This window comes from Lawsonella clevelandensis, from assembly GCF_003241315.1.
GTDB lineage: Bacteria > Actinomycetota > Actinomycetes > Mycobacteriales > Mycobacteriaceae > Lawsonella > Lawsonella clevelandensis_A.
In genome coordinates this window covers 179,001-192,845 of record NZ_QFOZ01000001.1, presented here as the reverse complement: position 1 = coordinate 192,845, position 13,845 = coordinate 179,001, and the positions used below count along the sequence as shown (strand labels likewise).

Annotated in this window: 14 protein-coding genes; 3 read left to right on the top strand and 11 right to left on the bottom strand. The window is 49.5% G+C overall.

Translation table 11 applies throughout. The features are described from left to right. The first annotated feature begins 5 nt into the window (after nucleotides 1–5). Nucleotides 6–2,012, top strand: a complete 2,007-nt coding sequence (locus DI579_RS00855; RefSeq protein ID WP_290595468.1) for a maltotransferase domain-containing protein — start codon at nucleotides 6–8, stop codon at nucleotides 2,010–2,012. Here DI579_RS00855 and DI579_RS00850 read toward each other — a convergent pair. Beyond that, entirely contained in the window at nucleotides 2,009–3,052 is a 1,044-nt protein-coding gene (locus DI579_RS00850) for a tetratricopeptide repeat protein (protein ID WP_303678553.1), read from the bottom strand. The genes DI579_RS00855 and DI579_RS00850 overlap by 4 nt on opposite strands. Nucleotides 3,053–3,099: 47 nt before the next feature. Further along, nucleotides 3,100–3,792, bottom strand: coding sequence for an endonuclease NucS (gene nucS, locus DI579_RS00845; protein WP_290595470.1), 693 nt, complete (start codon nucleotides 3,790–3,792; stop codon nucleotides 3,100–3,102). Between the two features lie 59 nt (nucleotides 3,793–3,851). Here nucS and DI579_RS00840 point away from each other — a divergent pair, with 59 nt between their 5' ends. Both DI579_RS00840 and DI579_RS00835 read left to right on the top strand, forming a co-directional pair. Next, nucleotides 3,852–4,448: an NUDIX hydrolase gene (locus DI579_RS00840; protein WP_290595471.1), complete on the top strand. Its 597-nt coding sequence runs from the start codon at nucleotides 3,852–3,854 to the stop codon at nucleotides 4,446–4,448. A 71-nt stretch (nucleotides 4,449–4,519) separates the two neighbouring features. Beyond that, complete coding sequence (locus DI579_RS00835; protein ID WP_303678552.1) at nucleotides 4,520–6,190, top strand: adenylate/guanylate cyclase domain-containing protein; 1,671 nt, start codon at nucleotides 4,520–4,522, stop codon at nucleotides 6,188–6,190. A gap of 56 nt (nucleotides 6,191–6,246) precedes the next feature. On the opposite strand, the gene DI579_RS00830 is transcribed toward DI579_RS00835, so the two are convergent. The 9 genes from DI579_RS00830 to atpB form a co-directional block, all read right to left on the bottom strand. Continuing rightward, entirely contained in the window at nucleotides 6,247–6,681 is a 435-nt protein-coding gene (locus DI579_RS00830; protein ID WP_290595473.1) for a DUF2550 domain-containing protein, read from the bottom strand. Nucleotides 6,682–6,767: 86 nt separating this feature from the next. Continuing rightward, nucleotides 6,768–7,154: a F0F1 ATP synthase subunit epsilon gene (locus tag DI579_RS00825; protein ID WP_290595474.1), complete on the bottom strand. Its 387-nt coding sequence runs from the start codon at nucleotides 7,152–7,154 to the stop codon at nucleotides 6,768–6,770. A gap of 6 nt (nucleotides 7,155–7,160) precedes the next feature. Next, complete coding sequence (gene atpD / locus DI579_RS00820; protein WP_290595475.1) at nucleotides 7,161–8,606, bottom strand: F0F1 ATP synthase subunit beta; 1,446 nt, start codon at nucleotides 8,604–8,606, stop codon at nucleotides 7,161–7,163. A gap of 3 nt (nucleotides 8,607–8,609) precedes the next feature. Continuing rightward, complete coding sequence (locus tag DI579_RS00815; RefSeq protein WP_290595476.1) at nucleotides 8,610–9,578, bottom strand: F0F1 ATP synthase subunit gamma; 969 nt, start codon at nucleotides 9,576–9,578, stop codon at nucleotides 8,610–8,612. A gap of 53 nt (nucleotides 9,579–9,631) precedes the next feature. Further along, nucleotides 9,632–11,266, bottom strand: a complete 1,635-nt coding sequence (gene atpA, locus DI579_RS00810) for a F0F1 ATP synthase subunit alpha (RefSeq protein ID WP_290595477.1) — start codon at nucleotides 11,264–11,266, stop codon at nucleotides 9,632–9,634. Nucleotides 11,267–11,294: 28 nt separating this feature from the next. After that, nucleotides 11,295–12,125 carry a F0F1 ATP synthase subunit delta gene (locus DI579_RS00805; protein WP_303678551.1) on the bottom strand — a complete coding sequence of 277 codons (831 nt, stop codon included), beginning with the start codon at nucleotides 12,123–12,125 and terminating at the stop codon, nucleotides 11,295–11,297. After that, entirely contained in the window at nucleotides 12,122–12,709 is a 588-nt protein-coding gene (locus DI579_RS00800) for a F0F1 ATP synthase subunit B (protein ID WP_303678550.1), read from the bottom strand. The genes DI579_RS00805 and DI579_RS00800 overlap by 4 nt, the downstream gene beginning before the upstream one ends. A gap of 18 nt (nucleotides 12,710–12,727) precedes the next feature. Next, the gene (locus DI579_RS00795; RefSeq protein WP_290595480.1) at nucleotides 12,728–12,967 is read right to left on the bottom strand and encodes an ATP synthase F0 subunit C; all 240 of its coding nucleotides are present in this window, start codon (nucleotides 12,965–12,967) and stop codon (nucleotides 12,728–12,730) included. Nucleotides 12,968–13,048: 81 nt separating this feature from the next. Beyond that, nucleotides 13,049–13,831 (bottom strand): F0F1 ATP synthase subunit A, encoded by a 783-nt coding sequence (gene atpB / locus DI579_RS00790; RefSeq protein WP_290595481.1) that lies wholly within the window; start codon nucleotides 13,829–13,831, stop codon nucleotides 13,049–13,051. Nucleotides 13,832–13,845 lie beyond the last annotated feature (14 nt).

Genomic DNA, 13,845 nt, shown 5'->3' with positions numbered 1-13,845 from the left:
CCGCAGTGATCGGACGGTTCGGTGTTACTAATGTCCAGCCCGTTGTCGATAATGGAAACTCTCCTTCTAAAGCTGTTGTAGGAGAAGTTATTCCGGTCAGCGCAACCGCATGGCGCGAAGGGTACAACAAACTTGCTTGTACGCTCTGGGTAAAGGGTCCTGACCATACTAAAGCGCAGCGTATTAGCATGACGCCTGGTGATATCGACGATACTTTTCACGCTTGCTTTGTCCCCGATACTGAAGGAATGTGGACATTCCGCATTGATACATGGTCAGATGTTCGTTCTACGTGGGTACACGACATCACTGCGAAGATTAATGCGGGCCAAGAAGCTCACGACCTTGCTAACGATCTTGAAATTGGTGCCGAAATACTGGAAGCCGCATTGCTTCAAAACAGTAAAAAAACTGTAAAAGCAGTGCTTCAAGAGGCTATTAACGCCTTACGCGACACTACTCTTGCACTACCTGAACGCGTTGGTCCGGCCCTCTCTAAAAAAGTTACAAAGATCCTTGCCAAACGTCCCGTACGAGATCTCCTCACTCATGGGAAGCCTTACCGCATATGGGTCGATCGTACGAAGGCAATGTTTAGCTCCTGGTATGAGCTCTTCCCCCGGTCTACAGGTGGTCGTGACAAGAATGGCAAACCAGTTCACGGTAGCTTCTCCACCACGGAAAAAGAGTTAAAACGCATTGCCGACATGGGATTCGATGTTGTCTATTTTCCTCCCATTCACCCCATTGGAGAAGTGAATAGAAAAGGGCGTGACAATTCTCTTACCGCAACACCACAAGATGTTGGCAGCTCCTGGGCTATTGGTTCTAAAGAGGGCGGTCACGACGCAACCCATCCACAGTTGGGAACTAAGAAAGATCTTGCCCACCTTGTTAAAGCTGCCCGCAAGCAGGGCTTAGATGTTGCCCTCAGCCTTACCTTGCAGTGCGCTCCAGACCATCCATGGGTGCAGTCACACCCCGAATGGTTCACTATCCTTCCCGATGGGTACCTGGCTGTTGCGGAAAATCCTCCGCATAAATACCCCGATATTTATCTTCTCAACTTCGACAATGACTATGACGGGCTGATACAAGAAATCGAGCGTATCGTCCGTGTATGGATAAAAAGAGGCGTCCGCATCTTCGCCGTCGACCGACCCGATAGTAAGCCGGGAATGTTCTGGGAAGACCTTATCTCTCGCATTAAAAAGACAGATTCAGATGTTCTTTTCCTTGCTGAAACATTCACCCGCCCTGCTCCTATGTTCGGTCTTGCACGTTTGGGCTTTTCGCAGTCCTACACGCACTTTATATGGAAAACAACAAAGCAAGAATTAGAGGAGTTCAGTCTCCACACACTCCGCCACCTCGATGAAGCCCGGCCAAATCTTTTTACTAATACTCCCAGTGTGCTACAGGAAAATCTGCACGATGGTAACCCGCAAATGTTTGCCATCCGTGCTGCCCTGGCAGCTACCCTCTTTGCCAGCTGGGGTATGTACTCCGGTTTTGAAATCTGTGAACATGCTGTTCTACCAGGTTCGGAGGAATACCTCCACTCTGAAAAATATGAACTCCGTCCACGCGATTTCGCCCAAGCCTGCGCAGAGGGAAAGAGCGTAGAGCCGTGGATTACTACCCTCAACCGTATTCGTCGCGAGCATCCAGCACTACAGCAAAATCGTCAGCTAGTTTTTCATCACTGCGATAATGATGCTGTTATTGCATACTCAAAATTCGATCCAAAAACTGGTGACTCTGTTTGTGTTGTTATTACTCTCAATCCACGAGAGACAGAGGAGACCACAATCAGTCTCAACATGCCTGCCCTAGGATTGGACTGGCACGACCACATAGACGTTTACGACGATGTCACACAACAAACTTTCCGCTGGACAGACTGCAATCATGTGAAATTAACACCAGAGGAGAGTATTGCACACATCTTTACGCTTCCGCGTATTCCACGGAAGCGTCGCGCACGTCTTTGCTATCGAAAAGATACCTAAAAAAGCAACGATGCTAATTGCTGCCGTGCGGCTAAAACTAGAGGATCGGCAGAGTCACACATAGCGAATAGCTTCACTAGATGGTCACGTGCTTTAGCTCTGTCATCACCAGTAGTGCGAGCGATCGTGTTGAGCAATCGCATAAATGCTGCTTCTGCTCCTACTTCTGTCATCTCTCGATCGGCTGCATCGCACTGTGCAGAAACATCGTCTAGGTGTGCGTCCGCTTTTGCAATAGTGTTCTCGTCAGTAGTGGCTGCACGGGCAAGCGTTTGGTACAGGGCTAATGCCGATTCTGCCGCGTGATCTCCCGGATGATGAGCCAAATAGTCATGCAGTAGCTTCTCAGCGGCAGCATAGTCGCCTTTATCGGCTAGTGCATCCGCTTCATCAACAATGCTAGGTGACGCAGGCACAGCATCTTCTGAGGTAGATCCAAACTCGCCAAAAGCGTCAAGTCCTGGAATAGTGCCATCGGCAGGAATAGGAGTCAATCGTCCGTTGACAACGTTAAGGAGAGCATCAAGCCATCCCCTTAGCTGCGCTTCCGGCTGCACACCCGCAAACGCATCAAGCGGACGTCCCTTCGCCATAGCCACTACTGTCGGTACAGATTGCGCTTTGAAGGCTTGCGCCAGCACTACTTCTTTTTCAGTATTTGCTGTCGCAAGGATCCATTGACCATGGTAATCAGCGGCTAACTTCTCAAGAAGAGGAGTGAACTGCTTACAAGGCTGCGACCAGTCAGCCCATAGTTCCACAACTACGGGAACATAGTCCGACACCTTGAGCATAGCTTCAAAGTTGGCTTCCGTAAGTTCAATAACGGTGGGGAGAGAGACACCATGAGATGTCTCTGTATCTGTTCTGAAAATAGTGCTCTCATTCTCAGCGGCACTAGCAGCAGTATGAGCACTATCCGCTGCAGCTCCCGTCATGCCTTCGTTTGGATGAGGCTGATGAGCTTTTGCACGTTGTTCTTCTTCGGCAACACGGGCTTCTGCAACTTTTTTGAGAGCAGAGAGATCAATATTTTCCACGAAACTTCCTCACCTCTTGCGTCATTACAAACAAGTGTATTCTTCTATCAAAAAAGCCGCAGCTCAGTACTCTCGATACCGCGTAATTCATCATAATCTAAGATAGCGCAACGGATTCCACGATCTTCCGCCAGTGTCTGCGCCTGCGGTTTAATACTCTGTGCAGCAAAAACTCCCATAACCGGCGCCAACAGTGGATCACGATTCAACATATCGAGATAACGGGTAAGTTGCTCAACCCCATCGATACCACCCACACGCTTAATCTCTACTGCCACTGCGCCTCCCTCCGCATCCCGACACAGAATGTCGACAGGGCCAATGGCAGTAGGGTACTCACGCCGTACCAACGTAAAACCTTCACCCAAAACATCAATATGCTCGGCTAAAAGTTCCTGAAGATGTTGCTCCACGCCATCTTTTTCAAGCCCAGGATCCGGTCCAAGCTCAATTTCTTCATCCAGCACAATATCTCCGATAAGAATACGGAGTTGCTCGCGTGCTTTATTCTCGACGACCCACAGTTTTTCTCCAGTGGGTACGTCATCTTCATCTAAGACATCTTGCTCGTCAAACCAACAGGGTGGTGTCATCCAATTCAGTGGTTTATAAGCGCGGTCATCTGCATGCACGCTAATAGAACCATCAGCTTTTATCAGAATAAGACGACGGGACATAGGAAGGTGGGCACTTAGCCGACCAACATAATCTACTTGGCAGTCTGCAATAACTAATCGCACCCCTCCTACGATAGGGCAGATTGTGTGGAAATGGGCATTACCTTGCTTAGAATGGAGCTATGTCAGGCTGCGAGTGTCCACTACCCCACGAACCTGTTTTTGGACAACCAACTACTCTTGCAACTCGCGAGGTATATCGGAATAACTGGATGGTAGTTACCGAATCTGATCTTCGGCAGGCAGATGGTTCTCCCGGGATCTATGGCGTTGTTCATAAACCCAGTGGGGTTGTCGTTGTGGCATGGCGGCCTTCCCAATGTCATAAAGAAGGCGAAGTTCTTATGGTGGAGCAGTACCGCTACGCTCTCCAGCGACGCTCCTGGGAATTCATCGCCGGGACTGCTCCACATCGTGCTGAGCAAAACCCAAATGACCTTGCGCAAAGAGAGCTCCGCGAAGAAACAGGCTATCGTGCAGCAACCGTCACTAAAGTTGGTTGTATTGACGTAGCTCCCGGATTCGTTGACCAAGTACAACATGTTTTTCTTATGCGTGACTTAACCCCTGGCTCGCCAGAAAGAGAAGATACGGAAGCCGATATAGTGTGCCGATGGTGGCCACTACCGAAACTAAAAAAGTCTATATCCGCTGGTCTTATTAATGATGCGCAGACCCTGGCTGCATGGTCATTGGTACAACTACATGTGGAGTTTTAGGCTTAAAGACAATGACTGCGCACTCTCCCAAACCACACCGGCCTCCGTACCCTCGTAGGTACATTACTCCGGTGGAATCATCCACAGAAGAGACTCCCAAGAAACACGAATCGCGGTTCGGGTCTCCTCTTCTCGGATCTGCTAACGACACACCGAAAAAAACACGAACTCGTATTTTTCTTCTTTTGTGGGCACTCCTCAGCGGCGCTCACTTATCCGGTGCTCTGGCATGTCTCCTCATTATCTCCAGCATTGTGCCGTCAGATCGTATCTTTGCTCCCGACGTCGCAACACTTACCTGGAAAGCAGTTCCTGCCTTTATCGCTATCTCTTATATTGTGGGAATTTCTGGGTGCTACTTCTATACAAACTATGCTTTGAAGTGGTTCGTCGATGAACAACCCCCTACAGAGAAAAATCGCACGCTAGTTTTACTCGGGCCGCGTTACCTGACACTTCTACAGCTCATTCTCTGGCTTATTGGGGCGCTTATTTTCGGCTGTTGTTATGGCCATATAGAACCCTCTATGGGGTTAAAAGTTGCCCTTACTGTTATCGTTGGGTCAATCATTATGGCGGCACTCTGTTTTCTCGCCTCAGAGTTCGCGCTCCGCCCCGCAGCTTCCGTTGTCCTCTCCCACTATGGGCCACAAAGCCGTACCGTCACGGGAATTGCGTCCCGCATGTTCCTCGTATGGTTGGCAGGTACCGGTTTGCCTATCCTAGGGCTTCTTCTTATTGGTGCTACGAATCTTCATACAACTGAATTCTCTATCCAAGAGATGTCACGCTTCATCGTCATCATTGCAGTATGCGTACTACTCTTCTCCGCTGTACTCAACCTGCAGATTTCCACGTACATCACTCCCCCATTGCAGCAAGTACGTCACGGCATGGAACGCGTATCAGTGGGTGATTTAGATACCGAAGTTGCAGTGTTCGATGGCTCTGAAATTGGTGAACTTCAAGCTGGATTCAACAACATGGTGCATGAGCTGCGCGAACAACAGCATATAAAAGACCTATTCCGCCAACACGTGGGGTCAAAAATTGCTGATCAGGCGCTCTCTGCTCAGCCTGAAGAACGAAACGTCACAAAGCGAGACGCTTCTGTCTTCTTTATTGACATTATTGGGTCTACAAAGCTCAGTTTAGAATACGACAGTTACACCGTTGTTGACCTGCTCAATCGCTTCTACACAATTGTTGTAGAGGAAGTTAATCGTGCAGGTGGAGTCGTTAATAAATTCGCCGGCGATGCAGTACTAGCCATTTTTAATGTCCCGGACGATCACCCGGATCCAGCAGGCGCATCACTCTATTGCGCTCGGGTAGTTATGAACCGTCTCGATCATGAACTTCCCGAGATTGCTGCCGCAGTAGGAATATCAGCAGGCCGTGTAGTTGCCGGCAATATTGGGTCAAAAGATCGTTACGAATACACCGTTATCGGTGATCCCGTCAATATCGCATCGCGCCTGTCTGAGCTTGCTAAACAAGAGCCCGGCCGTATTTTAGCGTCACAGAGAACAGTTAATATGGCCAATGAAGAAGAAGCCCATTTCTGGATGATTGACGGCGCAACAGTCCTACGAGGTCGCTCCGACGCAACCGTACTTGCACGCCCAGAAAACCCCGTTGTCACATCTTTTGCCCTACGCAAGGAACGACAGCAGCAGAACAAGCACCACGACGGCACTATGCAGACTAATACGCCCGACCACAACACCACACAGTTATAAAGTCGCTGCCCCACAAAAAGCTCTCCTCACAAGAAGAGTAAAAAGAGCACAAATATTTACAGACCTTGGTGGTATAACCGCTTAGAGGGACGAGATTCTAACCACGACAATAATGCTGCATGCGCAGATGGACTTAATGCTAACTCTACCTCTGGGGTGCAGCCAGTGACGGAAACAATACGAGTATTCTCTTCCATCAACGAACTCTCAGAAGAGTTTGGGCTGCGACGAGATGAGATACGAATGTCTTCGCGATTTAAATCGAATGATTGACGGCTAACAAACTTAAGAAGTTGGTAGTAGCGTACACAATTTTCTTCATAGACGAGGATCCCATGACGCCACCCATGACTGCCTTCCGCAGGCAGCGTCCGCATGAGCACTCCCGTCCCCTTACCCTGCAGTGCAGTCATGTGACGGTAGAAAAAATACAACGCAGCCGCCAGTGCAATAAGTAACACACCGACGGCTACGATACTAACCCACCACATAAGGGCAGCATACCTTGAATTCCACTTCTATTTCCAACTTGTCGTTAGAGTCCAAGTACAAAACAAAGTCATCTATTCTTTTTTTACTATGCTGCTGCAGCGAGTCTCTTAGCGGCACGAATTTGTGCACGCAAATGAGACCGCTTCCACTCGGGAGTATCCTCTGGAAGATCAGCCAACTGCTTCTCAACATCCGCAAGAGATATGTTGTCGGCGGGGATAGCCTTTTCAGCCATCACCATAACATGCTTACCTGTGCATGAAAGAAGACCGCCAGAAACAGCAAAGACGAGGAAGTCACCATCGGCGCTGTGTACAGTCACAACGCCGTCCTCTGCCATCTGGGCAAGGATTGGCTGACGCCCATAGAGGATACCCATCTCGCCTTCAACCGTCGTACTAGTAACACTAGCTGCGGTACCAGACCAGACTGAGCCATCAACCGAAACGATTGAAACATCCAAGTCAGACATAACAGATTATTCTTCCTCGAGAGCTTTGGCCCTGTCCTCTACCTGATCAAGTCCACCAACATTGCTGAAAGCCTGCTCAGGATAATTATCAAAGTCACCCTGGCAGATCTTATCGAAGGCCTCAATAGTATCGGAAAGAGGAACAACAGAACCTGGGATACCGGTGAACTTTTCACCAACCAGCATATTCTGGCCGAGGAAACGCTCGATACGGCGGGCACGACCAACCAGTACCTTATCCTCTTCTGAAAGTTCATCCATACCAAGAATGGCGATGATATCCTGCAACTCCTTGTACTTCTGCAAAATATTGATGACATTCTGAGCAACTCGATAATGCTCTTCGCCAACAATACCTGGCTCCAAAATACGGGAGGTAGAAGAAAGCGGATCCACTGCCGGGTAGATACCCTTTGAAGCAATACCACGTGAAAGCTCAGTGGTTGCATCAAGGTGGGCGAAGGTTGTGGCAGGTGCCGGGTCGGTGTAGTCATCAGCAGGCACATAAACAGCCTGCAGTGACGTAATAGAGTGACCCTTAACTGAGGTAATACGCTCCTGCAACTGACCCATTTCATCAGCCAAGGTTGGCTGATAACCCACGGCGGAAGGCATACGGCCTAGCAGGGTAGAAACCTCTGAACCGGCCTGGGTGAAACGGAAGATGTTGTCGATGAAGAGAAGCACATCCTGGCCCTGTACATCGCGGAAGTACTCCGCCATGGTCAGAGCAGAAAGTGCGACGCGCATACGAACTCCCGGCGGTTCGTCCATCTGTCCGAACACAAGAGCGGTATCGGGAAGAACACCCATATCGCCCATCTCGAGAATGAGGTCGGTACCTTCACGGGTACGCTCACCAACACCAGCGAATACTGAGGTACCGGAGAACTCACGCGCAATACGCGTAATCATCTCCTGAATAAGCACTGTCTTACCAACACCAGCACCACCGAAAAGGCCAATCTTGCCACCCTTTACGTAGGGGGTAAGGAGGTCAATAACCTTAATACCGGTTTCAAGGATCTCAGTTTTACCTTCAAGTTGGTCATAGCTTGGAGGCTCGCGGTGAATGGACCACTGCTCTCCATCACGCCCAAGACCAGGCTTATCGAGGCAATCGCCAAGGGCGTTAAAAATGTGGCCCTTAACGACATCTCCCACAGGCACGGAAATGGGATTACCGCTATCGACAACCTTGGCACCACGAACAATACCGTCAGTAGGTTGCATAGCGATTGTACGGACAATGTTATCTCCCAGATGCTGGGCAACCTCGAGCGTGATCTTATGGGTATTGCCGCTCAAAGTAGCATTCACATAGAGAGCATTATTAATTTCTGGAATGGCGCCCCGCGGGAACTCTATATCCACCACGGCGCCGATAACGCGAACAACTCGTCCTTCAAGAGCGATATCCGCTGATTTTTGATCAGTCAGGGCTGAGGTCATCTCTTAATCTCTTCCTGCACTCTCCGAGAGAGCGCCAGCTCCACCAACGATCTCGGTAATTTCTTGGGTAATCTGAGCCTGTCGAGCCGTGTTAGCGAGGCGGCTCAAGTCCTTAATGAGCTCATTAGCGTTATCTGTAGCTGCCTTCATTGCTGTACGACGAGCAGCACACTCCGAAGCAGCTGATTCGAGCGCAGCTGCAAAAACACGCGTCGTAATATAACGCGGCAGAAGCTTGTCAAGAAGCTCTTCAGCATCTGGCTCAAACTCATATTCAGGAGATAGCGAATCAGAATCAGTCGGATCGGAGAGTAAATCCTCACCGAGAGTAATGGGATCATCGTCGTAGACCGGCTCAATTGGGATCATACGACGCACTGTTGGAATCTGAGACAGCATCGAACGGAATGTGGTGTACACCAAGTAAATGGCGTCACAACCAGCAATTTCCGAGCCATCAGGGGCAGACAAAGTACCTCCAGACCCCGTTAAGTAGCTATCTAACAGATGTTCAAGGGGACTCTTGAGATTCTCATACTCTGGATTCATTGAGAATCCCGACCATTGGCCTGCTAGGTGATGATCATGGAAGGAGTAGTGGGCAATGCCTTTTGCCCCCATGACATAGAGAACTGGTTCTGTACCATGTTCTTTCAACATCTCACAGAGCTCATCACAAGCCTTCAAAACATTGTGGTTATAACCGCCACACATGCCTCGATCACTAGTAATAATGAGCACGGCTGCACGCTTAGGATTAGACCGATCTGCGAGAAGAGGATGCGTCATGTTAGTCGCACCAGCCACTGCAGACAGCACGTTGACAATTTCTTGTGCATACGGTGCTTGTGCAGCAGTACGGGCCTGAGCACGAGTAATACGTGACGTAGCAATAAGTTCCTGCGCGTGAAAAATTTTCGCATTAGACCTTGTCGCCGAAATACGATTTTTTAGCGCTTTCAAATCTGCCATAGATCGCTCCCTCCTCTCTGATTGGTAGAAGTCGTCATCATTGTCATCACACCTTACGCTTCGCGAGAAGCAGTACGCTTCACCGGCAGAGTTTCTTGTGTGACTGCTTCTTCTTCAATAGCCTCCGCATGCAATGCAGAACCATCGGAGAGACGGAAAATCTTCTTGAAGTTGTCAGTTGCAGCAACGAGCTTAGCGATAACATCGTCAGTCAGCGGCTGTCCGCCCTCAATATCAGTGAAGATATCCGCAGAGTTACGATGCAACTCACTCATCAGCTGCTCTTCAAAACGACGTACCTCCCCTACCGGGACTTCGTCGTAGTGACCATTACTGGCCAAGTAAATGGTGACAATCTGGTCTTCCACTGGCCACGGATGGTGCTCACCCTGCTTCAAGATTTCAACCAAGCGTGAACCACGAGCCAACTGCCGCTTGGACGCATCGTCAAGGTCGGAAGCAAAAGCAGCGAAGTCTTCTAGCTCACGGAAAGAAGCAAGATCCAGACGCACACTGCCAGATACTTTCTTCATTCCCTTTGTCTGTGCAGCACCACCGACACGGGAAACAGAAATACCAACGTTAACAGCAGGTCGAACACCACTGTTAAAGAGGTTGGACTCCAGGAAGACCTGACCATCTGTAATAGAAATGACGTTCGTTGGAATATAAGCAGAAACGTCATTAGCCTTGGTCTCGACGATGGGGAGACCCGTCATAGATCCGCCACCCATGTCATCAGAAAGCTTGGCACAACGCTCAAGTAGACGAGAGTGCAGATAGAACACATCGCCAGGGTATGCTTCACGTCCCGGTGGACGACGTAGCAGAAGCGAAATAGCTCGGTAAGCTTCCGCCTGCTTAGATAGATCGTCGAAAATAATAAGAACGTGTTTGCCCTGGTACATCCAGTGCTGACCCAAAGCGGAGCCCGAGAAGGGAGCGAGCCACTTAAAACCAGCAGAATCAGATGCAGGAGCGGCCACAATCGTCGTATATTCCATTGCGCCGTACTCTTCTAGCGCAGCTTGGACACCAGCGATAGTGGAACCCTTTTGACCAATAGCAACATAAATGCACCGCACTTGCTTAGAAGGATCTCCAGATTCCCAGTTAGCCTTCTGGTTGATAATAGTGTCAGTACAGATAGAGGTTTTACCAGTCTTGCGATCGCCAATGATGAGCTGACGCTGACCACGACCAATAGGGGTCATTGCATCAATAGCCTTTAAGCCTGTCTGCATAGGCTCACTGACCGGTTTACGTTGAAGTACAGTAGGTGCCTGCAGCTCGAGGGGGCGTTCCGCCTCAGACCCTATTGGGCCCTTACCATCGATAGGCTGGCCCAGCGGATTAATAACGCGGCCAAGGAAAGCATCGCCGACGGGAATAGAAAGTACTTCCCCAGTACGACGAACTTCGTCACCCTCTTTAATCTGTTCAAAGCTACCCAGTACTACAGCGCCGATTTCGCGCTCGTCAAGGTTTTGAGCAACACCAAGTACACCACCTGGGAATTCAAGTAGCTCATTAGCCATAACTGACGGTAGGCCACTGACACGGGCAATACCATCAGCTGCCTCAACGACAGCACCAACTTCACTACGGGTAGCGTTGGGATCGTAACTATCCCGGAACTGCGCAAGGGCATCCCGAATTTCTTCGGAGGAGATCTTTAACTCCGCCATCTTTTCCCTGCTCTTCCTAATGTTTTATCTAGACTAAGCTGCGCCGGAGCGAATCAAGCTTGCTAGCAAGACTTCCATTAATAATTCCACTGCCCACCTTGATGATGACACCGCCGAGAATAGCGGGATTAATCACCTCATGAATGGACACCTCAATGCCATAGATGCCATGAAGTTTCTTGCGAAGTGCTTCACGCTGAGCATCATTTAACGCTATGGGAGTAGTCACATCAGCTACTCGACGTCCAATTTCATGCGCCGCCTGGCGAGACAGAATATCAAGATCATCAGCAGCAAGTCCCTCTTGTGGACGAGCAACTGCTTGCGACGCAAGAATCTCCGAAATAGCTGAAACTTTCCCGTACAACAGTTGAGCAAGCAACGCACGCCGCTCATCTGCGGAAGCTCTTCTATCACCCAAGGCCTGTTCTAAGCCAGGATGGGCCTTAATAGTACGGCTAAGCTGAAAAAGCTCTTCTTCTACCTGCGGAAGCGAGTTCGAAAGCTCGGCTGCTTGTAGTAATGCAGAACGGGCAGTACGAACAAGCCCATCACGGAGATCAGCTGGATTGGACCAATCCAAACCAGCAGCTTCTTGGCAGACGCGCAAGGTTTCAGGCAATACCTTGTTCTCAATGAGACTAGTCATGAGAGTTCTGCGCTGTTGCGGAGTAGCAGAAACATCTGCCACTGCGATACGCGTCGGACGATCCTTTTCAATAATTTCCACAACGGTGAATAGCTCGGCACCCATCTGTTGTCCTAGAACAACAGACTGTTCACTCTGACGGATAAGGTCTTCCGCAAGAGAACGAATATGGGCAAGAGCATCACGGCTGGCGGCATACATGACAGTCATCGACGGGCAACTCCCGCATTGTCATTGTCACCAAGGTTAGCGAGGAAAGCATCAATGGTACTAGCCCGCTTTTCGTCCTCGTGCAGCTCTTCACCAAGAATAAGCTCAGCGAGGTTGGTGGCTTGTATACCGATGTCATTCTTGAGATCGGTATAGGCCTTTTGTCGTTGGGCATCAAGGGACTGCCGTCCGCTGGCAACGATACGATCGGACTCAGCGACAGCTTTGTCCTTCATCTCAGCCACGATCTGTCGTCCCTGTTCACGCGCTTCTTCACGAATCTTAGTTGCATCATCGTGAGCCTGTGCCAGCTGTTGGTTGTATTCGTCCAACGTCTGCTGCGCCTTGACCTGCAGTTCTTCTGCCTTGGCCATGCCGCCTTCAATACGATCGCGTCGTTCTTGGAATACTTTCCCATAACGCGGAAGAACGAATTTCCACATCAACAGCATAATGATGAGGAAACAGACCAGTGACCACACCACGTCATAATTAGTCGGGAAGAGCGGACCAAGGCTGCCATCAAGAGGCATATTCTTGGTCGAGTCTTCTCCTCCAGAAGCAAGAATAAGTGAGGTCATCATTTTCGAATAGTCCAACGTTTAGAAGAGGAAGCCGGCCACAAGAGCAATAAGGGCCAAAGCTTCAGTGAAGGCAATACCGAGGAACATGGTGGTACGAAGCTGTCCCGCCATTTCCGGCTGACGAGCCATGGCCTCAACTGTTTTACCAGCAACAATTCCGATACCAAGGCCAGGACCAAGAGTAGAGATACCGTAACCGACAGTGCCGAGACCCTTAAGGGTGGTTTCGGTGTTGGCGGCAAGCGTCATCAGATCCATTATTTTTCCCTTCTTAATTCTCCCCACCCATCGTGGGGGAAGCTCAAATTCGTATGGATATGAAGTTATGGGGATAGGGAGCTAGTGCTCACCGGCATGGAGTGAAAGGTCAATATACACAGCTACCAACAATGCGAAAATGTACGCCTGCAAGAAGATCACAAGAAGTTCGAAAAGTGTGAAGAGAACGGATGCGACCAACGTGACTGCGGACAATACAGTCCAACCATTGAACTGCCAGAAGAAGAAGTCAGTAGCAGCAAAGATCAGGGCCAGAATAAGGTGCCCTGACAGCATATTCGCCATAAGACGAATAGTGAGAGTAACCGGACGAAGAATGAATGTGGAGATGAATTCGATCGGAACAACAATGATGTGCATTGCCGCCGGCATATTCGGAATAACGACCGAAGACTTCATGAATTTAAAGAACCCGTATTTACGAGATCCTGCGTAAATGAACGCTATATACCCGACGATAGCCAGTACAAACGGCATACCAATACGTGCGTTCGGCGAGACGTTAAGGAACGGGATAATCGACGGTAAGTTGAGGAAAAAGACAAGAACAAATGTCGCAGTAATGAGAGGAAGGAATCGTTTACCTTCTCTTTTACCGAGAATATCCTCAGCTACTCCAGTACGGACAAAGTCCAATACCATTTCGGCAGCATTCTGCAGCTTGCCCGGAACAAGTTTGGGATTGCGAAAAGCTAATGCAAATAAAAGCGCGACAAGAAGTACTACGAATAGGCGCACAACCATGAGCCTGTCGAGGGTGAACCACCCTCCAGCAACATCATGGAACCATATTGGATCAGGAAAAAAATCCCCCAAAGATGGGGTGTGGAATTCACCCTTCATAGCCGCTACATCTG

Coding starts and splice junctions, on each gene's coding strand:
- DI579_RS00840 (WP_290595471.1), top strand. CDS start 3,852: ATGTCAGGCTGCGAGTGTCCACTACCCCACGAACCTGTTTTTGGACAA.
- DI579_RS00830 (WP_290595473.1), bottom strand. CDS start 6,681: ATGTGGTGGGTTAGTATCGTAGCCGTCGGTGTGTTACTTATTGCACTG.
- DI579_RS00825 (WP_290595474.1), bottom strand. CDS start 7,154: ATGTCTGACTTGGATGTTTCAATCGTTTCGGTTGATGGCTCAGTCTGG.
- atpD (WP_290595475.1), bottom strand. CDS start 8,606: ATGACCTCAGCCCTGACTGATCAAAAATCAGCGGATATCGCTCTTGAA.
- DI579_RS00815 (WP_290595476.1), bottom strand. CDS start 9,578: ATGGCAGATTTGAAAGCGCTAAAAAATCGTATTTCGGCGACAAGGTCT.
- atpA (WP_290595477.1), bottom strand. CDS start 11,266: ATGGCGGAGTTAAAGATCTCCTCCGAAGAAATTCGGGATGCCCTTGCG.
- DI579_RS00805 (WP_303678551.1), bottom strand. CDS start 12,125: ATGACTGTCATGTATGCCGCCAGCCGTGATGCTCTTGCCCATATTCGT.
- DI579_RS00800 (WP_303678550.1), bottom strand. CDS start 12,709: ATGATGACCTCACTTATTCTTGCTTCTGGAGGAGAAGACTCGACCAAG.
- DI579_RS00795 (WP_290595480.1), bottom strand. CDS start 12,967: ATGGATCTGATGACGCTTGCCGCCAACACCGAAACCACCCTTAAGGGT.
- atpB (WP_290595481.1), bottom strand. CDS start 13,831: ATGAAGGGTGAATTCCACACCCCATCTTTGGGGGATTTTTTTCCTGAT.